Below are 22,910 nucleotides of genomic sequence, written 5' to 3' on the forward strand. Positions count from 1 at the left end.
GTTATTAAGCGATTATATTTTATATTTGATTTTAGCCAATTATAAGCCATTGAAAAAACTATCGATTGTTGATATCGCCAATGAATTAAAGGTTTCTAAAACCACCGTATCGTTTATACTGAACGGGCGTGCAAAGGAAAAACGGATAGGTGAAGACCTGGTAGAGCGTGTTACCAAATATGTAGAAGAAGTGGGTTATAAACCTAATTCCCTGGCTAAAAGCCTGCGTACCGGTAAATCAAATACCATTGGTTTAATGGTTGAAGATATTTCAAACCCTTTTTTTGCCAGCATAGCCCGGCTTATTGAGGATAGGGCTTATAAAAACGGCTACAAAATAATTTATTGCAGTACCGATAATGATACCCAAAAAACCAGGGAACTAATTAGCATGTTTCGTGACAGGCATGTGGATGGCTATATTATTGCCCCGCCCGAAGGTATTGAAGACGATGTAGAACAGCTGCTTAAGGATGGCTTGCCGGTGGTAATGTTCGACAGGCATTTACCCAAAGTAAATACCGATTATGTAGAGATTGATAACCTTTTCAGCACCTATAATGCCACCAGGCACTTAATACAACAGGGTTACAAAAATATAGGCTTCGTTACTTTCGCTTCGTCACAAACACAAATGCTGGCCCGGATGCAGGGCTATAAGGATGCGCTGAAGGAAAGCCGTTTTGCTCCGGTGGTTAAAGAGATTGTTTTTAACCAGGACGAAGAAATGATCATTAAACCGATGACTGCCTTTTTTAAAAAGCATCAGGATCTCGACGCGGTAGTTTTTGGCACCAACCATGTAGGTACCTGTGGGTTAAAAGTGTTTAACACGCTGGGTATTAAAGTGCCCGGGGATATGGCCGTTATATCGTTTGATGATTATGACGTTTTTAAGCTGTACTCGCCCCCGGTAACCGCCATAGCTCAGCCGGTTGAAGAAATTGCCGATAATGTGATCACCGTGCTACTCAAAAAGCTTAATACAAAAGGAGTTAGTACTGCTTCTCATTCCATAATTCTTAAAACCAACCTCCAGATCAGGGGATCATCATCCGGTTTAAAGATTGATTAATTTTAAAAGAACCATATATTAGCAGATGTAAATGATACACTTGCAGGGGATAGGTTTTCTGTAACCGGGCACCCTTTTATTATCTTTAATGAAAATTTACTGTTATGACACGGGCTTTTATCATAAAAAATAAAGCGAGAATGGTTTTGGCTTTAGCTGTGCTTACCGCTATGCTTTTATTAGCCAACTGGAATGGGCGGGACAATGTTAAAGAATTGGATAAAACGTTGACATCCATTATGAAGGACCGCTTATTGCCGGCTACTTTTGTACATGAAATAAGCAGTCGGCTTTATGAAAATAAACTGGCAGCTGTTTCTGGTGCAGATGTTCAGGTAAAAATTAATGGTAATTATGCAGCTATAGAAGCGTTAGCAAAGAAATATGAGGCCACCCAATTAACACGCGAAGAATCAGCAAAATGGAAGACCTTTCGTGTGCAATTGCGTCATCTGCAGCAGCAGGAAGCTGGCCTGAATAATGCAGAGTATGTTTTTAATCAGGCACTTAAATCGCTTGATCAACTGATAGCGATACAAGTTGGCGAGAGCAACCGCCTGCTACAAAACGGACAAAGAAATGTAAGTTCAAGTATACTTACAGCCAATTTTGGTGTGGTTGTTTGTATTTTACTTGGATTATTTATTATGGTGCTGCTAAGCGCCAGGGAACAAATGATTTTAAGGCAGGACGAAAGGCATTTGCTTAATTAAAAAGCTTAAATGATAGAAGCCAGACTTACGAAGTTTTTAAAACTTCGTAAGTCTTCAACTGCTTGTATTTAAATAATCATCACATTTTCACCGCTTTTAAGTAAGTACGTTTTTGCCCTCCATACCAATATGCCGGATGTGTGCTGCGGTAAACTGACCTTTATTTTCCATCTGTTATTTTCTAAAACATAAGCTACTGCAACCTTGCCATCAGGATGGGGGATCTCGCCGCTCACATTTGTCATTGTTCCCAAATGTGGTTCGATCCTGATCTTGCTGAATCCGGGCGAATAGCTGTCAATACCCAAAACAGTCCTGAAGAATTCAATGTTGGGGCTGCTTCCCCAGGCATGGCAATCTGAACGGCTGTATTTAAGATCGGAATATTCGGCCCAGGTGGTTAAGCCCATTTTAATATTCTCGCGCCAGATATCCAGCCAATTCATATAATCGTTACCTAAACCACCTTTTACTAAGGCCTGGTGCAGGTAATATTTAAAATAAATGGTGCATTGGGTCAATGAGGTATCGCTTAATAATCGTTTGGATAACACGGGCAGATCTGCGTTTTTTACCATGCCTGTAAGTATGGCTAATGAATTGGCATGCTGCGAAAATTGTTTCTTGTCCCATGTATCGGCATACAGCATTTTTGCCGGGTCCCAATATTTGCGTTGAATAGTTTGCTTAAGCTTAGCAGCTTCTTTGTTGTATAAAGTGGCGTAACCGGGCATGCCCATTTTTGTTTCCATAGCAGCAGCCCACTCATAAGCCCAAAGTAATTGCAAATCAATAATGGCCGAACTGCCGTCGGTGCCTTTTGGCGGCGAGCCTATATCCCAGTTTTTGCCGCTGGCCCAATCCACAAAGGTCCAGTAAGGGGTATTTTTTAATGAGCCATCAGCTTGTTGGTATTGGCTGAAAAACTTTAATACTGCCCGTTCGCCATCCAGCTTATCCTTAATAAAATTACTGTCATTGCGGTACATCCAGTAATCATACAGCATGCCTATGTACCATAATGAAAAAGTTGAAATAATTTGGGTATCATGCGTAGGGTAACGGCTTTGGGTAACGCCCTCTGTTAAACGGGAATGGTCCATCAGGTTAATGGCATTGCGAGCCAGCCGGTCATCGCCGCTATAGTAATAGGATATCATGGCCTGGATGCGGGTATCGCCAATGTATTGCAGCTGTTCATAATAAGGACAATCTGTATAGGTTTCAAACGCATTAAGACGGGCGGTACGCCAGCCGATATCGAGCATTTGTTTTATTTCCTTATTATCGGTATTGAAAACGGCACGTTGCTTAAATGGGTACCCGGTAAAGGTGCCATACAGGTCATCAATAACCAAAGGCTCGTTTTGTGTATGCACAATTAAGCGGATGTACCTAAAAGTACGGAAGTTGAGCGTAGTATATGATTGTCCTTTGCTGCCGTTGGAGATCAAACTATCATTTCTGCCCGAAAAATCCTTGTCCTCCACATCGTTACGGTTGCCTTTGCGCATTCCATATTTGCTTAAATTATCAAAAAGCGATTCGGCATAACTTAAAGAGATCCCGGCATCTTTCCCACCGCTGAAATTAATGGTAGGATAGGCATTGGTAAGATGTGTTTGATCAAGCAGCATGGTAACTGTAGTATTTGCAGGAATAGTAAGCGGCGTTTTAGTGCCCGGAAAAACCGGGGGAACATCTATCCCGGAGGCTTTACGTACAACGGGGATCCGCTCATAAATTAATTCCTGGTGCGGAATTGAGGATGGTACCAATTGCCATCCGAATCCATCCCACCGGCCCTTTAATTGCCCGCCGAAGAGGTTAGCTGCCTTTGGCCAGCTGCTATCATCAAAGTTAGGCGAGTACCAGTTCATCATGCTTTTATTCAGATCCACCATTTCGCCGGTGCTGGCAGCGAAATAGCCCCAGATGGGCTGATAGCCTTTGTCCTGGATGCTTTTCCAGGTGTTATTGGTGTTAAGGATCTCTTCGGCTACTGAATTGCCTTGTATAATAAAAGCGGTACGGACACTGATCTGGGCTTCAGGGCGGTACTGAGCCTCGTTCCACACTAAAGCAGCTACCGTATTTTTACCGGTTACGAGATAGGGCGCAAGGTCGACGGTTTCATAGTTCCAGTAAAAAGTATCGCCCCTTGCCGGGCCTAATGATACCAATGTACCGTTTACGTACAGTTTATACCTGTTATCTGCCGATACATGAATAACAAAGCTGGCCGGTTTGTTGGTAAGCTCAATGTTTTTACGGAAATAATAAATACCGTATTCATTTCCGGTGATGTTGGGCACGGAGATCCATTGTGCATTCCATGTCCTTTCCTCTGCGGTTTTATGAACAGGCTGGGCGTTACTGTTTTGTGATGAGAGAATGATAGTTAGAGATAAAGTTAGAATCAGAAGGTGTTTCATGAAGATTTCATTGATTAATTGGTGAGGGTCAGGTTGGTTTTTCCTGGTTGCATTAAGTAGATAAATTGGTTCGACTAATATAATTAAATCGATTTAGCATTTTATCAAATTTTTTTGTTTTTTTATGATTGGCAAAGCTGATGGGACTATGTTTTTCATTTTTGAACCATCGCTGGTTCAGTCTGCCTCTGGCTTGGGATAACATGCAAACTAAATCCCGAAGTTGTATTGAAATAAGCTGCTGAGCTTTATATTTGTTTAAACCTACCAATTACATCTATGAAAAAAATGATCCTGTTCCTGCTTTCATTTTATTTTATCGGCAGGGGGGTAGCTCAAAACCCGGTTCAGCCACTTGTTATACAGGGAAAGCTCAGCAATTCGGCCGAAAAAATGTTGAAGGTCTTTTTTGAAGATGCCAACGGTAAACTTCTTATGGATACCATCAGGCTTAATGATTCGGGCGAGTTTTATTTAAAAACGTACAAAATAGCCAAGCCTCAACGCACCAGCATCCAGCAAAACAACACTCAAATCAACCGGATCTATGTGGCACCGGGTTATGATCTCCATATAACCGGTGACGCTATTGATTATGTCAACCTGTCGAAAACTAAAAAGATAACCGGTATAGGTGCCGAAACCAATCAATACCGTGTAAAATTAGATTCAATCCTGGTTGCCCGGAACGACAAGACAGCGTGGTATGAACTAAAGACCGATGAGTTAATCCAATTCCTTAAAAAAAGCAAAACGTTGGAAGACTCGTTACTAAGTGTTGTGTTTAACAAGCCGGCAAAACAGGATCAATATTTCAATACGTTTAAGAAAATGATTGATTTAGATAATCAAAGCTTAAATTTTTACATGCTGCTTCAGCACCTTGATTTGAGTAAATACAATGCAGCGCAGATGCGGGAGCTGGTATCAAAAAACACCCCCTCAGCATTTTCAAAAGGTATATCGCATGACGAATATTTAGTATCAGAAGATTATAAATCATGGGTTTTGCCACTTTATTATGCCTATGAACAGCGGCTGGATCTGCTGCGCGATTCTGCATCGGTGAAGCAGCCCGGGTACACACTTGGCAAAATCAAACAGCTTTTTACCGGCAAGGTTAGGGACTATTACCTGAACCGGTACGTTGAAAAAAGAATTGGTAGTGCTAACTCTCTTGAAAAACTGAATATAGCCCAAAAGGAGATGCGCGTGTTCATTGACGCCATGAGTAACCCGGTTTTAAAAAATAACATCGCCGGTAATTTTACCGAAAAAAAGTTACAGCTGATGCAGGTGCAAATTGGGAAGCCGGCTCCGGATTTTACTTTGCCCAGCGACCGTGGCAAGGTTTTTAACCTGGCCGATTTTAAAGGAAAAGTTATTTATATTGACCTTTGGGCCAGTTGGTGCGGGCCCTGCCGCCAGGAAATGCCCGCATATAAAAAACTAAGCGACAAGTTTAAAGCTAATCCCCAGGTTGCTTTTGTTAGTATTGCCGTACATGACGGAGAAAAGGAATGGCGAAATGCACTCAAAGAAGAAAAGCCGGACTGGCTGCAGCTTTATGACAAAGACGGTACAGTTGCACAATCATACATAGCCTATGCAATTCCAAAATATATATTGATTGATAAAGAAGGCAAAATGCTCAGCTTTGATGCTCCGGGCCCGGGGAGCGCGGAGGCCGAACAATTGATCAATGAAGCTATCGCAAAGCCATAGAGTGTTTATGCTTTTTACAGGGCATATGATGCCAGTTCGTTTTTCAGGCTATTGATCATGATCTGCATTGGTTTTGTGCTGTTTAATACCCTGCAGATCGCGTTGCCTCCTTCTATCGAAAGCATCATTCGGGTTGCAAATTCAACGGGATTTATGGCGTTTGAGAGTTCCCCATTATCAATTCCGTCCTGAATAATATTGGCATAGGTTGTTATTGCGGTATCAACCATGTCTTTTAGCTTTTTTTTGATGGCCGGGTTAGTGTCATCCGTCTCTGTCGAAAAATTAACTATCGGGCAGCCGCCTTCAATATAGCTTTTCAATGGATTTTTGCTGTTGTCTAAAGCGGCATTGATCTTGGCAATGGCAGTTTTATGTTTGCTTACTGTGTTGTTCCTCCTGTCGTTTAGTTTTCCTAAAAGGTAATCAACAGCGGCTTGTGCCAGTTCGTCTTTGCTTTCAAAATGGCCATAAAAACATCCCTTACTGGTATTGGCAACTTCAAGTATCTCATCAACCGAAGTGCCGGCAATTCCCCTCTCATTAAATAAAATCGCTGCCTGCTCAATAATGAATTGCCTTTTTTGCTCGCCTTTGCTCATCTTCAGTTATTTACTATGCAAATATAGACTAAATGGTTTAAAAAAATAAAGGCCGTTGATTGCCTGTTGAAATTAACTGAGTGTTTTATTATTTGTAAATAGCTGTTAGTTAGTGTTTTATTTCAGGTTTGGTTTGTAAATGTATAACTTTAGGTTGATTTTTTTACACTCATCTTATGAATGCCTGTATTTATAAGCCGGCTAAGCAGTGATTGACATAGTAATGTAAATATGGTTAAAAGTAGACCAAGTGGTTTTATTTAATAAACCAATTAGTCTATTTTTGTTTTAAATAAAAACGCACAGCATACTGTTTTTACGATCTGTTAAATTTTAACATTAAGCTATGAAACTTATAAAAGAACATCACAGGGGCATCAGCACAATTTTAGCGTTCGCGCTGATCCCGCTTTCGGGTTTTGCAACTGATATTTATATACCTTCCCTACCTTCTATGGCCAGGGAATTAGCTGTCAATAATTCGGCCGTTCAGCTTTCGCTCATCGCTTTTATGATCAGTTCGGGCGTTAGTCAGTTGTTTGTTGGCAGCTTGCTCGATAGCTTTGGCCGGTACCGTATCGGTACTGTTTCCTTGCTGGTGTTTGCATTTGCAAGTTTTGTCATAGCTATCTGTCATAATATCGAGCTTATTTATGCCATGCGTATTTTGCAGGGCATCACGGTAGCGCTTATTGTAGTAGGGAAGAGGGCATACTTTGTAGATATGTACTCGGGCGAGCAGCTTAAACATTACACAAGTCTTTTTTCTATCATTTGGGCAACCGCGCCTATTGTAGCACCCTTTATTGGAGGTTACCTTGAAGCTGCTTTTGGCTGGGAATCCAACTTCCTTTTCCTGGGGATAGCCACTCTTTCGCTACTTGTTTTAGAGCTGGTATACGGTGGCGAATCATTAAAAAATTATCACCCGTTCAAAGCTAAAAGTATTTTGCAGGTTTACCTGGCTACCATTAAAACCCGCGATTTTTCCCTGGGACTTATCCTGATCTCCCTGAGCTATGCTATGTTGGTGGTGTATGGGATGAGCAGCCCTTTTATAATTGAGCATGTATTTCATTTGTCGCCTGTGGTAACCGGTTATTGTTCGCTGCTTTCGGGGGTATCATTGATGGCGGGCGGTATTATTTCAAAAGCCCTCATCAGGAAACCGCTTATCAAAAAAGTATCTATAGCGCTTGCACTGCAATTAGGCTTTGCCGCTTTAATGGTGTTTACAGCAGGGATTAAAACAAATTTATTTACGCTGATGGCCTTTACAGCATTGGTCCACCTGTTATCTGGCTTTATATTCAATAATATATTTGCCTACTGTTTAGGCCGGTTTTCAAAAAATGCGGGTATTGCAAGCGGCGTGACCGGCGGCTCGCTTTATATTATCACTTCATTTTTTAGCTACGGCATTGTAAATATTATGGCCATCAAAAATCAGCAGTTATTAGGAACCGCTTATCTATCGTTCGCGATACTGGCTGTTATTACCCTGGTGCTTTTCATCAAAGCAAGGACTTCGCACCAAAAACAAGAAGAAGCTGCTGTTATTTTAACTGCTGAGGTAGCGGTATAAGCTGAATGATATTGCCTTAAATAACAGGTGAAGCCGTTAATTAATTATCGGCTTCACCTGTTTTACAACGATACATAAAGACGGTACAATTCAACACTTTATAGGTTTACGCGTTTATTGACCATGGTATAACCTATAATTTCACCAATAAAATAACCTGAATATTCAGCCGGCATATCATTATATTTGCCCCGATAAGTTCTTTACTTTACTTCATCAACCGGTATAGGTTTTACTTAATTGTAGATTAATAGGGAATCGTGTGTAAATCACGAACTGTCGCGCAACTGTAAGTAACACAAAGGTTTTTGCCAGTGATGTCCACTGTCCTGATGAAAGGGATGGGAAGGGCGGCAAAAATGTTACAAGTCAGGAGACCTGCCTAATACTGAATTGACAATGCTTTCGCGGTATGAAGCTTTGGTCTGGGTTATGATTACTTGCCTGTTGGGTCCATGGCCCGTTATGACGGGCTGTGCCCATATATTCTCTCCATTTTTACATATCAACAAAGTATTGCGAAGCTTAGCTAAAAGAGCTTTTAACCGATTTATTCATTTAATCAATTAAAAGAATGCTAACGCAAAATTTAGGCTACCCGCGTATTGGTAGCCGGCGCGAATTAAAAAAGGTCTGCGAAAACTACTGGGCAGGCAAAACGGGCTTAAAAAATGTGCTTACCGTTGGTAAATACATCAGGGAAGAAAACTGGCTGTTGCAAAAAGAAGCCGGGATTGACGTGATCCCATCAAATGATTTTTCATTTTATGACCAGGTGCTTGATCATTCGCTGATGTTTGGCGCTATTCCTAAACGCTATCATGAAGTGATCAGTCAAAAAGGCAATACCGAGCTCGATCTGTATTTTGCTATGGCCCGCGGCTATCAAAAAGATGGATTGGATGTGGTAGCCATGGAAATGACCAAATGGTTTGATACCAATTACCATTACTTAGTACCCGAGTTTTATAAAGACCAGCAGTTTAAACTTTTCTCCACCAAAGTTATCGATGAGTTTTATGAGGCTAAACAGTTGGGCATCGTTAGCAAGCCGGTGTTGATCGGGCCTGTATCGTACCTGTTGTTGGGCAAAGAGAAAGAGGCTGGTTTCGATAGGATAGACCTGATCAAAAATCTGCTGCCTGTTTATTTTGACATCCTGAATAAGCTTAAAGCTTTGGGTGCCGAATGGGTCCAGTTTGATGAACCGTTTTTAGCGCTTGATTTAAGCGAAAAACAACAAGGGGTATTTAAAGATACTTATAAGCAATTGAGGAAAGAATTTCCTTTCCTGAAGATAGTTTTGGCAACTTATTTTGAACGCCTGGGTGATAACACTCAATTAGCGGCAATTTTACCTGTTGATGTTTTACATGTCGATTTAGTGCGGGCGCCTCAGCAATTGAATGAAGTAATGGAGCATTTGCCCCAAAAAACTATCCTTTCTTTAGGGGTTGTTGACGGGCGCAATATCTGGAAAAATGATTTTGATAACTCGCTGGTCATTATAAAGAGCGCGAAGGATAAATTAGGTGCCGGCCGTGTTTGGATAGCCCCTTCATGCTCATTGATCCATTCGCCATGCGATCTGCAAAATGAAACCAACGACGAAGTGCTTACTCCCGAAATTAAGCAGTGGCTGGCTTTTGCGCGCCAAAAAATAAACGAAGTGGTATTGCTCAGCAAATTATCGGAAGATGTGGTGAGCGATAGCAGCCTGCATCAGCTGGCAAAAAACCGGCAGGCAAACGAGGCCCGCCGAACATCTGCACTGATCCATAACCCGGCGGTTAACCAACGGGTAAGCGCCATTACCGAAAATGATGCAAAGCGGATAAGTGCTTTTCCTGCACGGAAAGAACAGCAGCAGCAACTGCTTGACCTGCCGCTTTTTGCTACCACAACTATTGGTTCGTTCCCGCAAACAGCCGAAGTACGAAGCTGGCGGGCCCAATTAAAAAAAGGTGCGATAACACTGGCGGAATATAATAGACTGATAGCTACCGAAACTGAAAAAGCTATAAAATGGCAGGAAGAAATAGGGTTGGATGTGCTGGTACATGGCGAGTTTGAACGTAATGATATGGTTGAGTACTTTGGCGAACAACTGGCCGGTTTTACCTTTACACAAAATGGCTGGGTGCAAAGCTATGGCAGCCGCTGTGTTAAGCCACCGGTTATTTATGGCGATGTATCAAGGCCACAGCCTATGACGGTAAAATGGTCCGCTTATGCGCAATCACTAACCTCAAAATGGATGAAGGGGATGTTAACCGGCCCGGTAACTATTTTGCAATGGTCGTTTGTGCGCAATGACCAGCCCCGTTCCGAAACCTGTACGCAGATAGCTTTGGCCATTCGTGATGAAGTTTGTGACCTGGAAAGCGCCGGTATCAAGATCATCCAGATAGATGAACCGGCCATTCGCGAAGGATTACCGCTTCGCAGGGATGACAGGGCAAATTACCTCGACTGGGCAGTTAAAGCTTTCAGGATTTCGGCAAGCGGCGTTCAGGACAGTACACAGATCCACACGCACATGTGCTATTCGGAGTTTAATGATATCATTAAAAGCATAGCCGATATGGATGCCGATGTGATCACGATAGAAACATCGCGCTCACAAATGGAGCTGCTGGATGTTTTTGCCGATTTTAAGTATCCTAATGAAATTGGCCCCGGTGTATATGATATCCATTCGCCGCGTGTGCCCAACAGGGAGGAAATGATCCGTTTGCTTAAACGCGCCCAGTCCGTAATACCCGATGCCCAGCTTTGGGTAAATCCCGATTGTGGCTTAAAAACACGGGGCTGGGATGAAACCCAAAAAGCCTTAATAGAAATGGTTGAAGCCGCGAAAGCTGTCCGCGAAAATGTTATCAGCAATGTAACTGCTTAAAAATGATTACTGCTGTGTACCGTAACAACGTGCACAGCAGTTTTATATACCTAATATGACAAAGCATGAAAATAAATACTGCCCCCGGTGTAAAGAGCCGTTTGAATGCAAAGTAGGCAGCATCCTGTTGTGCCAGTGCCAGGGCATCAGCTTCACCGACCAGGAGCGCGATTATATCCGCTTAACCTATCCTGATTGCTTGTGCCGTAAATGCCTGATGGTGATGAAGCATGAGATCAGTTCAACCGCAGCTCAGGAAAAAATGAAAACGATACTTGAAGCAATCAGGAAAGGTAAGTAGTACAAGCCCGGTGCTGATAATCAAAAGCTTTTGGCTTTCTGCATGCAGGCTTTTGCTTCTATTTTATTTCTCCCGCTTCAAAAAGCTCATCCAAACGCCAGTGCGAATCATTTACCCCGCGTTCCATGCCCGATTGCAGCATGCCGTCACGATCGGTCACCGATTGGAAAACAGATTGTACAGTCACTTTTGTACGGTTGCCTGGTAGTGCTTCAAATCTGGTGGTTTCAAGCGTTACATGACCACTTTCGGGCAATCCTTCAAACTCAAATGTTTGGATGATACGTTCAGGGGCGGTTACATCATGGATAACACCATGAAAGCCATAATCATTACCGGCAGGGTCGGTATGAATGTAGCGGTAAGCGCCTCCGCTGCGGCAGTCAAATTGATCTATGCGCATTTTAAGTTCGCGTGGGCCCAGCCATCTAACAATAAGCTCAGGATCGGTAAAAGCTCTGAAAACAAGCTCACGCGGTGCTTCAAATTCGCGGGTTATAAAAAGCTCCTGCTTGCCGGGTTCGGCCTTAATTTCTGTTTGATTTTTTGTGGTGATCATGGTGTTTTTATTTAGGTAATTGATTAATCGTTATCGTTAGCTTCCTGCAAAAGCTTGATGTCCATTTTGGTCATCTTCATCATGGCAGCCATAACTTTTTTGGCTTTTTCAGGATTCTCGTTATTATAAAGTAACTCGCTCATAACTTCAGGGACAATTTGCCAGGTAACGCCGAATTTATCGTCGAGCCAGCCGCACTGACTGGTTTTGCCGCCGCCTGCAGGCAGTGCTTCCCACAGGTAATCAATTTCTTCCTGAGTTTTGCAGTTTATATAAAAGGAAGTAGCCGGCGAAAAATTGAACATCGGTCCTCCATCCAGCGCTAAAAACTGCTGGTCTTCGATACGAAATGTTCCAACTAACATTTTGCGGCCATTGCCGGGATCGGTAAGTGAGCTTACTTCGCTTTCGGAGTTTTTAAATACCGAAGTATAAAATTTCAATGCTTCTTCAAGGTTGCCGTTAAACCATAAAAAAGGGGTTACTTTCTGGGTTGCTTTAAATGTTGCCATTGGTTTCTGTTTTTTTAATGTTTAAAATTTGTTGCTTTTGATATCTCAAAGTTACCTGCCCTGGCAAGGGCTAATAGTGCCCAAAAACGACGAGATAAGGGGGTATTAGCGACAAATTGATTTTTATCTCCCTGGCATTTTGCTCATATCCATGTGCAGCACATTCCAGCTATGGCCATCAGGATCAGTAAACAGGCAGCCGTACATCCAGCCATCCATTTCCCGGGGCTTGTGATTGCTTTTGCCACCGGCTTCGATAGCCTTTTGAGCCAGTTCATCAACTTCTTCCTTGCTTTCCGCGTCGATAGACAGCAGAACTTCAACTCCCTTGGCCGTATCCGCAAGACCGCAGTTTTCAACAAAACCTTTAAAGGTGCTTTCGTCAAAAAGCATTACTGTAACATCCTTTTCGCCAACCTGCATGGCTGCAGAATTTGGGCCGTTACCAAATTGCGAGTTAAACCGAAAGCCGAGTTTGCTGAAAAACTCCTTTGATACATTAACATTTTTTACAGGCAGATTGATCCAGAATTGCTTCGTCATAATTGATTATTTTAAAGGTTTATCATTGTTTTTTAATTCTTCGAGCAGGCTGTCGAGCGCGTCAAATTTTTCATCCCAACCCTTGCGGTAACGCTCAACCCATTGAGCAACCTCTTCAAGCTGTTTCAGGCGGGGTTCGCAATACCGTTCCCGCCCTTGTTTCTTAATGGTTATAAGACCGCATTCGGTCAGGATTTTTATATGCTGGGATATAGCGGGACGACTTACATCGAAGTTATCCGCTATGGCATTCAGGTTCATGGGTTTAAAGGCTATCAGGTTAATGATATCCCTGCGGGTTGGATCGGCAATGGCCTGGAAAACATCTCGTCTCATCTAAATCAAATATAATATGTAAGTGATTGCTTACAAATTTATATGTAAGCAATCACTTACGCAAATTTTTTAATATTTTTATTTGTAAGTAAAAAAGGAGAGAAGTACAGGGCCAACATTTAAATATTCGGGCTTGCCTAAGCGCTCAAAAACATTAGCGTAGTGTAACCCCTCAAAAAAATAAATGTTTGATTATGAATATCTTGTGAGTGATATTTTAAAAAAGTGTTAACCCTGTTAACCCTATTTATGTGCGTTTGCCCGGGAGTGAAATGGTCCTTCTGTACGATTCTCAAAAAAATCATCATCTTTGTGGCTGATAAATAGATCCTAACAATATGCTGTTTGAACAAATAAGCCAAAAGCCGTTCTTTATTCTTGGCCCCTGTGTAATGGAAAGCCAGGAGTTATTATATACTGTTGCCGAAAAAGTAGCCGAAGTCGGGCAGAAATACAATGTGCCGGTGATCTTTAAATCGTCATTTGATAAAGCCAACCGCACATCTATTCATTCATACCGCGGCCCGGGATTAGAGAAAGGCATGGAAATGCTGATGAATGTTAAGCAGCGTTTTGGTTTACCGGTTACTACTGATATTCATGAGCCATTCCAGGCGGCTATTGTAGCCGAGGTTGCCGATATATTGCAGATCCCTGCGTTTTTATGCCGTCAAACAGATCTGCTGGTTGCGGCTGCTCAAACCGGTAAAATTGTCAACGTAAAAAAAGCCCAGTTCCTTTCGGGGCATGATATGTTTTATCCGGCTCAAAAAGTTATTGAAGCCGGCAATAACCAGGTAATATTAACCGAACGGGGCAATATGTATGGCTATAATAATTTAGCTGTCGATTTCAGGAATATTTACGATATGAAAGCTTTTGGCCACCCGGTTTGTATGGATTGTACCCATTCGGTTCAGCGCCCGGGCGGCGCAGGAGGAAAAACCGGCGGCGACCGTACTTTTGTGCCCATGATGGCCCTTGCGGCAAAAGCTTTTGGAGCCGATGGTTACTTTTTAGAAACTCATCCCGATCCTGATAATGCCTTGAGCGATGGCCCTAACATGGTTAAGCTGTACGAACTGGATAAGGTTTTAGCGCCATTAGTAGGATAAGTTTTTTGTTCTGAATGTCCGGATCCATGAAAGATATTGCAAAAAGGGTTTTTGATATTGAAATAGAGTCGCTGCAGCAGGTAGCCTGCTCAATTGATGATGAGTTTGCAAGGGTTGTTGATGCCATATTAAAATCAACAGGAAAGCTGGTTGTTATTGGCATTGGCAAATCGGGGCTTATCGGTAAAAAAATAGCTGCCACATTGGCCAGTACAGGTACACCGAGCTTTTTTTTACATCCGGGAGAGGCTTTTCACGGCGATTTAGGCATGGTAGGCCCTAATGATATTGTTTTATTGATATCCTATTCGGGTGAAACCGACGAGGTGCTGAAACTTATTCCTTATTTAAAATGGAATAAAAATGTGATGATTGGTATAACAGGTAATCCTATATCAACCGTTGCCAAAAACTGCAGTTATCACCTTAATATAAAAGTTGAAAGGGAGGCTTGCCCGCTTGAACTGGCGCCAACCTCGTCAACTACGGCGGCGTTGGTTATGGGCGATGCCCTGGCTATAGCATTAATGGAGTCGCGAAACTTTCAGCAGCATGATTTTGCACGTTTTCATCCGGGCGGTAGCCTTGGGCGCAAACTGCTGGTAAAAGTTAAAGACCTCATGCGTACCGATAAGCTTCCTTTTATTAATGAGGAAGCTTCATTTATGGACCTGTTACTGCGCATGTCCGAAGGCAGGTTAGGTATGGTTATAGTAGGCGACGCGTCCCGGATTAAGGGGGTGGTTACAGATGGCGACCTTCGCCGGGCCTTGCTTAAACATCCCGATACCTCAACCTTAACTATCGCCGAAATCATGACCGTTAACCCGGTTATTATTGATGAGCATGAATTTGTAGGCTATGCCGAGCAGTTAATGCTTGAAAAAAAGATCACTACCTTACTGGTAGGTTCCGCACAAAACCGGTCAATAACAGGTGTTTACCAGATATATACGGCCTGAAACACTTTTGATTAGCCTAAGCCGCGCATTCTTTGGATCGGGAGGCATCCGATTTCGGTAATATTTGATTATCTTTACCGGTATCTATCATATTCTACCGTGTTTAATTAAATGGCTGATCAATCAAATTCGATCACTAATAAATTTCAGGCTCCTGCAAATATTCATATTGCAATAATAGGTCTTGGCTATGTGGGATTGCCCCTTGCTGTTGAATTTGCCAAAAAATATCCTGTAAAAGGTTTCGATATTAAACAAAGCCGGGTAGATGAGCTGAATAACGCGTTTGACCGTACCCTTGAAACCAGTAGCGACGAACTATCGGCAGTTTTAAATTTAAAGGATGAAAGCAAGGGACTCACTTTCACATCGCAGATAACAGACATTGCTTCCTGTAACGTTTATATTGTTTCGGTACCAACACCTACCGACCAGCACAACCGGCCCGATCTGAGCCTGCTTATCCGGGCGAGTAAATCAATAGCAGGTGTATTGAAGAGGGGGGATGTGGTTATTTATGAATCAACAGTTTATCCTGGCGTAACTGAGGATGTTTGTGTGCCTGTTTTACAAAAAGAATCAGGTTTGCATTATAACAGGGATTTTTTTGCAGGATACTCGCCCGAGCGTATAAATCCGGGGGATAAAGTTCATACGCTGACCAATATTTTAAAAGTAACATCGGGCTCAACGCCTGAGGCTGCTGATTTTATTGACAACTTATACCGGTCAATAGTAAAAGCAGGAACGCATAAAGCCCCTGCCATTAAAGTTGCGGAAGCCTGTAAGGTGATCGAAAATTCACAGCGGGATATCAATATCGCTTTTGTAAACGAACTTGCCAAAATATTCAACATCATGGATATTGACACCCATGCGGTTTTGGCAGCGGCAGGTACCAAGTGGAATTTCCTGAATTTTAAACCAGGCCTTGTAGGCGGGCACTGCACAGGAGTTGATCCGTATTACCTTGCAGCAAAAGCCCAGCAAATGGGTTATCATCCCGAAATTATCCTGGCCGGGCGAAGGCTTAATGATGGTATGGGTACGTACGTTGCCCTTGAAGTCATTAAACTGATGGTGAAGAATGATATTTCGGTAAAAAACTCAAAGATCCTGGTACTCGGTTTTACTTTCAAGGAAAATTGCCCCGATGTTCGTAACACCAGGGTAATTGATATTATTAAGGGATTTGATGGTTTTGACGCAACCTGTGAAATATATGATCCATGGGCTGACCCGGATGAAGTAAAAAGAGAATATGGTATCTCTACATTAAAAATTTACGGGCAACTAAGCGGCGCTTACGATGCTATTGTTATGGCTGTGGCACATCGCGAGTTTTATGATTTAGACTATGCAAGCTTAAAACATAAGCCATCATCGGTAATTTATGATATAAAAGGTATTTTAAACAAGGATGTTGTAAGCGGACGGTTGTAAGTGTTGGTTTTACAATTATTTTTTCACATAGAAAATCATTTTTTTCTCACTGTTAACAGAGAATTCATTTTGAATAAATTTCTTAATTTTTAATTTTGTGGCTGTGGAAATAATACATTTGTAACCGTGTCTCCATTTAATTATGACATTGTTATTAGTAAATAATTATAGTAATTTTAGCAGGGTTGCATACTACATAAGCACATATACATGATTCACAGATACGCTACTTTTATTAAAGCAGTGAACCTTACCATTGATTATATTATACTTAATATGAGCATGGTAATTTCTTACTTCATCGAAGACCGGTCATATATTTTTTGGATTAACAACAGGCAGTACCTGCCTATTGTGTTAGTTTTTAATCTAATTTGGCTGCTGTCAGCTAATATTACCGGGCTTTATGAACATGTTCTGAATAAAGATTCAATTAAAACCTATCGCGGCGTAATTAAAACTTACCTGCTGTTTGTAAGCTTTATTTGCTTCACTATCATTATATTAATAGGCACTAAGGCGTATTTTATAACACGCGAGTATCTTTTTTATTCGTTGGCCTTATTCGGCTTCCTGCTTGGTTTATGGAAGTTAATATTCCTGAGCATCCGTAAAAGCGACCGCGCAACGCTTATTGATATACGTACTGTTATCATTATAGGTGGGGGCCGCATCGGGTCAGACCTGCATAGCTTTTTTAAACAAAACCCCGAGCGTGGGTATAAGCTTGTTGGCTTTTTTGATGATGCATCAGACAGCGTACTTGATCAAAGCCTTTATTTAGGCGGTACTAATGATTGTATAAGCTATGTGCTTAACAATAAAGTGGATGAAATATTTTGTACCCTACCAAACTCTGAAGCCGAGAAAATAGAACAGTTGATGCTTGATGCGGATAAAAATCTGATCAGGTTTAAATTTGTGCCAGAATATTACGACTACGCTAAAAAGCCAACTTTTATACAAAGCTTCGGTCATATCCCGGTTATATCCGTAAGGCCCGAACCTTTGGAGAACATGCTGAACCGCTCCATCAAACGCCTGTTTGATATCTGTTTTTCAATATTTGTGATCCTGTTTATTTTTAGCTGGTTATTCCCCATTTTGGCCATCATTATAAAGCTTGAGTCAAAAGGCCCGATATTCTTTGTGCAGGAGCGTTCAGGCAGGGACAATAAGCCATTTAAATGCTATAAATTCCGTAGCATGCGGGTAAATCACGATTCGGATAAAAAACAAGCTACACGCGGCGATTCACGTATAACCAAATCCGGGGCATTTATCCGTAAAACAAGTATCGACGAATTGCCACAGTTCTTTAACGTAATATTAGGCAATATGTCTGTAGTAGGCCCAAGGCCGCACATGATTAGCCATACGCAGCAATATTCGCAGCTTATTGATACTTTCATGGTAAGGCATTTTCTTAAACCAGGTATTACGGGTTGGGCCCAGGTGTCGGGCCTGAGGGGCGAAACTCAAACCACACAGGCTATGCTTGAACGTGTGGAGGCCGACGTTTGGTATCTTGAAAACTGGTCGTTCCTGCTGGATATGAAGATTATCTTCCTAACGGTATGGAACGTGTTTAGAGGCGAAAAGAACGCGTTTTAATATGCCGGTATTCCGGGACCAGCTAAGCCGAAGGGTTGAACTTTCCGGAATCCCTAAGCGGATCATATCCATTGTCCCTTCACAAACAGAATTGCTTTTTTACCTTGGCTTAAACGTTGAGGTGATAGGCATTACTAAATTTTGTATCCATCCGGCAGATAGGTTTAATTCAACAACGAAAGTGGGGGGGACTAAACAGCTTGATGTCGAAAAAATCCGATTGCTGAACCCGGATTTAATTATCGCCAACAAAGAGGAGAACGACCGTCTTCAGGTAGAAGAGTTAATGAATATATGCCCGGTTTGGATCAGTGATATTTTTGATCTGGAATCGGCTTTGCAAATGATTGTTTGCATTGGTGATATGATAGGTAAGCCCGGGCAGGCAAACGTGCTTTGCACGGAAATTAATGGTCGTTTTAAGGGTATTAAGCTTCCTGTAACAGGGCTGAGAGTTGCCTATCTCATCTGGCGTAAACCCTATATGCTTGCCGGCAGGGGAACTTTCATTGATAGTATGCTGCAAACATGTGGACTAAACAATGTAACAGAGGGGGGGCGTTACCCGGAGATTGATGCAGATTCTTTAGTCGCGGCTAATCCGGATCTTGTTTTTCTATCATCAGAGCCATACCCATTCGCTAAAAAACATATAGAGGAGTTTAGGGCGCTTTTACCAAATGCAAATATAGTTTTGGTAGATGGTGAAATGTTTTCATGGTATGGCAGCAGGCTTTTATACGCACCGGCATACTTCAAACAGCTGATAAATGGGCTTGTGAAAAATTAATTCCTACTAAATGAGCATGATAGCAAAAAAATGAAAATTATGTTTTTAAGTATAATTTTAAACGCTATCTTTGCAGCCTGTTAAATCAGAAACGCGGAAGTGGCGTAATTGGTAGCCGCACCAGACTTAGGATCTGGCGCTTCACGGCGTGGGGGTTCGAGTCCCTTCTTCCGCACCATACAGGAACTTTGTCTAAGTTCTGAAAGGGGTCACTTTAAAAGAGTGGCCCTTTTTAATTCTAAAAAGCCACTATTTTTTGATTTCCAAACTGCTCTACAGCTTCAATTGGTATCACGAAAACTCAAAATGTTCGATAACTGGAATATCGCTAATTGAGTTGATGAACAGATCCATTTTAACTGAAGGCCCGTGAAGCTGCCATGTTAAAAGCATATAGTCGCCATCTTTCACTCTCTTAATCATCCTGAATTTCAGTTTGTGAGCTGTCATCATATCTTCGCACAACATGATACCATTTGCCGAGACCGGGGATTTAATATAAAATGTTTTGGATTGGTTATAATAATCTATTTTCTTTTGAAAGAAAGGAAGTACGGAAAGTATAAACAGGATCATTATACTGGCGAACCCGGCAGCTAAGTAGTAACCGGCCCCAATACCCATGCCTACTGCCGCAACGGCCCAGATGGTAGCTGCGGTAGTGATGCCATTAACCCGGTTTTCGCCTCTGAAAATAACGCCGGCACCAAGGAACCCAATCCCCGTAACCACATTTGAAGCGATCCTGTCTGCATTATCGGGCGCTCCAATGGCAGTTGACATAAGGGTGAAAAAACAGGCGCCAAAAGATATCATGATGGTAGTACGGAAGCCGGCCGCTTTACCATGGTATTCTCTTTCGGCGCCTACAAGGCCGCCCCACAACAGGGCCAGTAAAAACCTGACCAGGATTTCTATATCGAAAGCCATAAATTCAATTTTATTTGATTATAACCGAATATATGATTTTTATAGATACTTGAACCTGCCGGGGTTCATCATTTATGTAGCGGGAGTGCCCGGTTTTCAGAGATAGATTGCTGTCATCTGCTGTAATGATAATTGCCGGGACCCACAGTGAATTTTTTGTAATTATTTCCTGAAAAATCGGGAACAAAAATATCAGCTGTTGTATTTTGCGGAACAGTTACCATCATATCTAATTTCTTATCTGTGATTTGCCATTTACTATAGATGGTTCCGTACGGGCAGTCGTATTTTCCTTCGGCCCATGATAGCCCACCGCCAATTACCGGTTTGATTGTTATTTTTTTATAGGCTGGTGCGGCAGGCGTAATACCTGTAATATAGCGATACATCCAATCGCCGATAGCCCCGTAAGCGTAATGATTATAAGAATTCATAGATGACTCTTCAAAACTGCCGTCGGTCCTGATACCATCCCATCTTTCCCAAATAGTAGTAGCCCCCTGTTTAATTGGGTATAGCCAGGAAGGATAAGTATCCTGCAATAATAACTTGTACGCCACGTCGGCGTAACCGAACCTGGTCAGGGCATCACAAAGATAAGGAGTGCCTAAAAAACCCGTTGTCAGGTGATCCCGGTATAGCCCGATGTTTTTAACAAGGCGCGCCGCAGCCTGCTGCCTCAAGTTTACCGGCAGCATATCAAATTCCAAAGCTAATACGTATGCTGTTTGGGTATCTGATGAGATCAGGCCATTAGCGGTAACATATTCGTTTACAAATGCCCGTTTTATTTTGAGCAATAACTTTGAATAATATTGCTCGTCGGTTGTTTTGTTTAAAACTTTGGCGCTGTTGATCAGTATTTGGGTTGAATATGCATAGAAGCATTGTGCGATAAGATATTTATTGGTTATCGCAGATGTACCATCCCTGTCGTTATTCACACTATAAAACAACCAGTCGCCAAAATGATTACCCGTTACCCATAAATTGTTCCTGGTTTGCTTTTGGATATAATTAACCCAGGCTTTCATGCTTTGAAACTGGTTTTCTAAAATCTTTTTGTCTCCATATGCAAAATACATATTCCATGGGATGATGGTTGCCACGTCTCCCCATCCTGAACTGCCGCCCACCTCATTTGTGCCATTTGTAAACACATCCGGAACCACAAAAGGGATACTACCGCCTGGATACTGATCGGCAGCTACATCCTTGAGCCATTTGGTAAAGAAATTGTGAACATCCATATTAAATGCTGCGGTACGTGAAAATACCTGCGCGTCTCCTGTCCAGCCCAAGCGCTCGTCGCGTTGCGGGCAATCTGTTGGTACATCAAGAAAGTTACCTTTCTGCCCCCATTGGATATTGTGTTGCAATTGATTAAGTAAGGGGTTGGAGCATAAAAAGCTTCCGGTAGCTTTCATATCCGAATAGACAGCTACAGCGGTAAAGTCATCTGGATTTAATGTGCCTTTTATACCGCTAACCTTAATATACCTGAAACCCTGCCAGCTAAATTGCGGCTCAAAGGTACGTTTTACGGTATCTTTTAGTATATAAGTGTTTTCTGCCTTTGCCGCCCGTAAATTCTCTGTATAAAATTCGCCTGCTTTATCCAGTACTTCTGCGTGAGCAATTTTAATTGAGTCTCCCGGATGGCCTTTCAGTGTAACTTTTACCCAGCCCACCAGATTTTGACCAAAATCAATCACCTTTTCACCGCGTGGCGTAGTTATGAGCTTTATTGGCTTAAATGTTTCATGTTGCTTAACGGGTTCGTTATAAGTAGCAATAAGGGTGTTTTTAGTGTATGGCATTATGCGCACAGGATGCCAGTCATGGTCATCAAAAGCGGGCCCTGCCCATCCTGGTTTTTCTAACCTCGTATCAATAATACAACCGTTGTAGATCTCGGCAAATTGTAAAACTCCTGTAGATGATCTCCAGCTTTGATCTGACGATATGATTTTCTCTGAGCCATCGGTAAAGATGATCCTCATCTCCATTAAAACCGCTGTTTTATCGCCATAAAAATTAGCCCTGGGTGTATAAGGGCCCAGCGGGCTGCGATACCAACCGCTGCCAAGTGTAATACCCATGGCATTTTCCCCCTGGGCTAACAGAGCTGTAACATCATAGGCCTGATATTGTAACCTTTTATTATAACTTGTCCATCCTGGTGTAAGGAAGCTATCGCCTACTTTGTGCCCGTTTAGTTGTGCTTCATAGAAGCCATGCGAAGTTATATAAGCTGTGGCCTCCAGTATTTTTTTGTTTAATGAAAAATTAGTCCTCAACAAAGGAGCGGGAGCGTTAACTGTATCAATTAAGGCAGGCCTAATCCATTGGGCATGCCAGTCAGAAGCCGATAGCAGGCCCATTTTCCAAAATGCCTGATCACTCCAAGCTGAACGTAATCCGTTGGTATCCCAAATTCTTACCCGCCAAAAATATTTATGGCATGATAGCAGTGTTTTGCCGCGGTAAGGTATGTACACTGATTGATTTGATATTATTTTTCCGCTCGACCATAACGGGGTTGTATTATTTTCGCTGAACGAGGCTGAGTCTACTTGTATTTCATAAGCTTGTTGGCCGACGGCTCTATTATTTTTTTCTGCAAGTTGCCAGCTAAAACGCGGATTGTGTGCATCAATACAAATTGGGTTTTTCAGGTTTTCGGTTAAAAGATTTTTTAAAACCACTTGTGCCGAGGTTGTGAGCCATGAAAATAAAAAACATCCAATAAGAAATGGTGTTCTCATAAT

The 22,910-nt window shown here is 42.1% G+C and carries 19 protein-coding genes, 1 tRNA gene and 1 riboswitch; of the genes, 12 read left to right on the forward strand and 8 right to left on the reverse strand.

Annotated elements, in window-relative coordinates; translation table 11 throughout:
- Positions 1 to 49: 49 nt before the first annotated feature.
- Together ACEN82_RS08745 and ACEN82_RS08750 are read left to right on the forward strand one after the other, a co-directional pair.
- On the forward strand, positions 50 to 1,075 hold the full coding sequence (locus tag ACEN82_RS08745; RefSeq protein WP_413318952.1) for a LacI family DNA-binding transcriptional regulator: 1,026 nt from the start codon (positions 50 to 52) through the stop codon (positions 1,073 to 1,075).
- Positions 1,076 to 1,215: 140 nt separating this feature from the next.
- Complete coding sequence (locus tag ACEN82_RS08750) at positions 1,216 to 1,788, forward strand: MCP four helix bundle domain-containing protein (RefSeq protein ID WP_413318950.1); 573 nt, start codon at positions 1,216 to 1,218, stop codon at positions 1,786 to 1,788.
- Between the two features lie 68 nt (positions 1,789 to 1,856).
- Here the strand turns inward: ACEN82_RS08750 and ACEN82_RS08755 are convergent, their stop codons facing one another.
- Positions 1,857 to 4,223: an alpha-L-rhamnosidase-related protein gene (locus tag ACEN82_RS08755; protein ID WP_413318948.1), complete on the reverse strand. Its 2,367-nt coding sequence runs from the start codon at positions 4,221 to 4,223 to the stop codon at positions 1,857 to 1,859.
- Positions 4,224 to 4,502: 279 nt separating this feature from the next.
- Here ACEN82_RS08755 and ACEN82_RS08760 point away from each other — a divergent pair, with 279 nt between their 5' ends.
- Positions 4,503 to 5,948 carry a TlpA family protein disulfide reductase gene (locus ACEN82_RS08760; protein WP_413318946.1) on the forward strand — a complete coding sequence of 482 codons (1,446 nt, stop codon included), beginning with the start codon at positions 4,503 to 4,505 and terminating at the stop codon, positions 5,946 to 5,948.
- A 14-nt stretch (positions 5,949 to 5,962) separates the two neighbouring features.
- Here the strand turns inward: ACEN82_RS08760 and ACEN82_RS08765 are convergent, their stop codons facing one another.
- Positions 5,963 to 6,550 (reverse strand): TetR/AcrR family transcriptional regulator, encoded by a 588-nt coding sequence (locus ACEN82_RS08765; RefSeq protein ID WP_413318944.1) that lies wholly within the window; start codon positions 6,548 to 6,550, stop codon positions 5,963 to 5,965.
- 346 nt (positions 6,551 to 6,896) lie between these two features.
- On the opposite strand from ACEN82_RS08765, the gene ACEN82_RS08770 reads away from it, so the two are divergent.
- The 3 genes from ACEN82_RS08770 to ACEN82_RS08780 all read left to right on the forward strand — a co-directional run bounded on the left by ACEN82_RS08770 (position 6,897) and on the right by ACEN82_RS08780 (position 11,335).
- A complete protein-coding gene (locus tag ACEN82_RS08770; RefSeq protein WP_413318942.1) occupies positions 6,897 to 8,135 on the forward strand; it encodes an MFS transporter in 1,239 nt (412 codons plus the stop codon).
- 210 nt (positions 8,136 to 8,345) lie between these two features.
- A riboswitch (cobalamin riboswitch) is annotated at positions 8,346 to 8,536 on the forward strand.
- A gap of 173 nt (positions 8,537 to 8,709) precedes the next feature.
- Complete coding sequence (gene metE / locus ACEN82_RS08775) at positions 8,710 to 11,034, forward strand: 5-methyltetrahydropteroyltriglutamate--homocysteine S-methyltransferase (protein ID WP_413318940.1); 2,325 nt, start codon at positions 8,710 to 8,712, stop codon at positions 11,032 to 11,034.
- 55 nt (positions 11,035 to 11,089) lie between these two features.
- Complete coding sequence (locus ACEN82_RS08780; protein WP_413318938.1) at positions 11,090 to 11,335, forward strand: cysteine-rich CWC family protein; 246 nt, start codon at positions 11,090 to 11,092, stop codon at positions 11,333 to 11,335.
- Between the two features lie 58 nt (positions 11,336 to 11,393).
- On the opposite strand, the gene ACEN82_RS08785 is transcribed toward ACEN82_RS08780, so the two are convergent.
- The 4 genes from ACEN82_RS08785 to ACEN82_RS08800 form a co-directional block, all read right to left on the reverse strand.
- The gene (locus ACEN82_RS08785) at positions 11,394 to 11,894 is read right to left on the reverse strand and encodes an SRPBCC family protein (protein ID WP_274989006.1); all 501 of its coding nucleotides are present in this window, start codon (positions 11,892 to 11,894) and stop codon (positions 11,394 to 11,396) included.
- Positions 11,895 to 11,917: 23 nt separating this feature from the next.
- Positions 11,918 to 12,406, reverse strand: coding sequence for a VOC family protein (locus ACEN82_RS08790; protein WP_090527310.1), 489 nt, complete (start codon positions 12,404 to 12,406; stop codon positions 11,918 to 11,920).
- A gap of 123 nt (positions 12,407 to 12,529) precedes the next feature.
- The gene (locus tag ACEN82_RS08795) at positions 12,530 to 12,949 is read right to left on the reverse strand and encodes a VOC family protein (RefSeq protein WP_090527313.1); all 420 of its coding nucleotides are present in this window, start codon (positions 12,947 to 12,949) and stop codon (positions 12,530 to 12,532) included.
- Positions 12,950 to 12,955: 6 nt separating this feature from the next.
- On the reverse strand, positions 12,956 to 13,285 hold the full coding sequence (locus ACEN82_RS08800) for an ArsR/SmtB family transcription factor (protein WP_413318935.1): 330 nt from the start codon (positions 13,283 to 13,285) through the stop codon (positions 12,956 to 12,958).
- A 338-nt stretch (positions 13,286 to 13,623) separates the two neighbouring features.
- Here ACEN82_RS08800 and kdsA point away from each other — a divergent pair, with 338 nt between their 5' ends.
- The 6 genes from kdsA (at position 13,624) to ACEN82_RS08830 (ending at position 19,387) form a co-directional block, all read left to right on the forward strand.
- Positions 13,624 to 14,400: a 3-deoxy-8-phosphooctulonate synthase gene (gene kdsA, locus ACEN82_RS08805; protein ID WP_413318933.1), complete on the forward strand. Its 777-nt coding sequence runs from the start codon at positions 13,624 to 13,626 to the stop codon at positions 14,398 to 14,400.
- A gap of 26 nt (positions 14,401 to 14,426) precedes the next feature.
- Positions 14,427 to 15,362 carry a KpsF/GutQ family sugar-phosphate isomerase gene (locus ACEN82_RS08810; protein ID WP_413318931.1) on the forward strand — a complete coding sequence of 312 codons (936 nt, stop codon included), beginning with the start codon at positions 14,427 to 14,429 and terminating at the stop codon, positions 15,360 to 15,362.
- A gap of 111 nt (positions 15,363 to 15,473) precedes the next feature.
- On the forward strand, positions 15,474 to 16,805 hold the full coding sequence (locus ACEN82_RS08815; protein WP_413318929.1) for a nucleotide sugar dehydrogenase: 1,332 nt from the start codon (positions 15,474 to 15,476) through the stop codon (positions 16,803 to 16,805).
- 210 nt (positions 16,806 to 17,015) lie between these two features.
- Positions 17,016 to 18,419 carry an undecaprenyl-phosphate glucose phosphotransferase gene (locus ACEN82_RS08820; protein ID WP_090527329.1) on the forward strand — a complete coding sequence of 468 codons (1,404 nt, stop codon included), beginning with the start codon at positions 17,016 to 17,018 and terminating at the stop codon, positions 18,417 to 18,419.
- A gap of 1 nt (position 18,420) precedes the next feature.
- A complete protein-coding gene (locus ACEN82_RS08825) occupies positions 18,421 to 19,209 on the forward strand; it encodes an ABC transporter substrate-binding protein (protein WP_413318927.1) in 789 nt (262 codons plus the stop codon).
- A 93-nt stretch (positions 19,210 to 19,302) separates the two neighbouring features.
- A tRNA-Leu gene (locus tag ACEN82_RS08830) sits at positions 19,303 to 19,387 on the forward strand.
- Between the two features lie 113 nt (positions 19,388 to 19,500).
- Here ACEN82_RS08830 and ACEN82_RS08835 read toward each other — a convergent pair.
- Complete coding sequence (locus tag ACEN82_RS08835; RefSeq protein ID WP_176627350.1) at positions 19,501 to 20,139, reverse strand: MgtC/SapB family protein; 639 nt, start codon at positions 20,137 to 20,139, stop codon at positions 19,501 to 19,503.
- Positions 20,140 to 20,252: 113 nt separating this feature from the next.
- Positions 20,253 to 22,907: a family 78 glycoside hydrolase catalytic domain gene (locus tag ACEN82_RS08840; protein ID WP_413318925.1), complete on the reverse strand. Its 2,655-nt coding sequence runs from the start codon at positions 22,905 to 22,907 to the stop codon at positions 20,253 to 20,255.
- Positions 22,908 to 22,910: the final 3 nt, after the last annotated feature.

The sequence above is a fragment of the Mucilaginibacter sp. Mucisp73 genome, from assembly GCF_059491465.1.

Bases quoted from the DNA above. Each gene is read 5' to 3' on its own strand.
- ACEN82_RS08765 (WP_413318944.1), bottom strand. From the start codon at position 6,550: ATGAGCAAAGGCGAGCAAAAAAGGCAATTCATTATTGAGCAGGCAGCG.
- ACEN82_RS08800 (WP_413318935.1), bottom strand. From the start codon at position 13,285: ATGAGACGAGATGTTTTCCAGGCCATTGCCGATCCAACCCGCAGGGAT.
- ACEN82_RS08795 (WP_090527313.1), bottom strand. From the start codon at position 12,949: ATGACGAAGCAATTCTGGATCAATCTGCCTGTAAAAAATGTTAATGTA.
- ACEN82_RS08755 (WP_413318948.1), bottom strand. From the start codon at position 4,223: ATGAAACACCTTCTGATTCTAACTTTATCTCTAACTATCATTCTCTCA.
- ACEN82_RS08815 (WP_413318929.1), top strand. From the start codon at position 15,474: ATGGCTGATCAATCAAATTCGATCACTAATAAATTTCAGGCTCCTGCA.
- ACEN82_RS08835 (WP_176627350.1), bottom strand. From the start codon at position 20,139: ATGGCTTTCGATATAGAAATCCTGGTCAGGTTTTTACTGGCCCTGTTG.
- ACEN82_RS08780 (WP_413318938.1), top strand. From the start codon at position 11,090: ATGACAAAGCATGAAAATAAATACTGCCCCCGGTGTAAAGAGCCGTTT.
- ACEN82_RS08825 (WP_413318927.1), top strand. From the start codon at position 18,421: ATGCCGGTATTCCGGGACCAGCTAAGCCGAAGGGTTGAACTTTCCGGA.
- ACEN82_RS08810 (WP_413318931.1), top strand. From the start codon at position 14,427: ATGAAAGATATTGCAAAAAGGGTTTTTGATATTGAAATAGAGTCGCTG.
- kdsA (WP_413318933.1), top strand. From the start codon at position 13,624: ATGCTGTTTGAACAAATAAGCCAAAAGCCGTTCTTTATTCTTGGCCCC.
- ACEN82_RS08820 (WP_090527329.1), top strand. From the start codon at position 17,016: ATGATTCACAGATACGCTACTTTTATTAAAGCAGTGAACCTTACCATT.
- ACEN82_RS08785 (WP_274989006.1), bottom strand. From the start codon at position 11,894: ATGATCACCACAAAAAATCAAACAGAAATTAAGGCCGAACCCGGCAAG.
- ACEN82_RS08770 (WP_413318942.1), top strand. From the start codon at position 6,897: ATGAAACTTATAAAAGAACATCACAGGGGCATCAGCACAATTTTAGCG.
- ACEN82_RS08840 (WP_413318925.1), bottom strand. From the start codon at position 22,907: ATGAGAACACCATTTCTTATTGGATGTTTTTTATTTTCATGGCTCACA.
- metE (WP_413318940.1), top strand. From the start codon at position 8,710: ATGCTAACGCAAAATTTAGGCTACCCGCGTATTGGTAGCCGGCGCGAA.
- ACEN82_RS08750 (WP_413318950.1), top strand. From the start codon at position 1,216: ATGGTTTTGGCTTTAGCTGTGCTTACCGCTATGCTTTTATTAGCCAAC.
- ACEN82_RS08790 (WP_090527310.1), bottom strand. From the start codon at position 12,406: ATGGCAACATTTAAAGCAACCCAGAAAGTAACCCCTTTTTTATGGTTT.
- ACEN82_RS08760 (WP_413318946.1), top strand. From the start codon at position 4,503: ATGAAAAAAATGATCCTGTTCCTGCTTTCATTTTATTTTATCGGCAGG.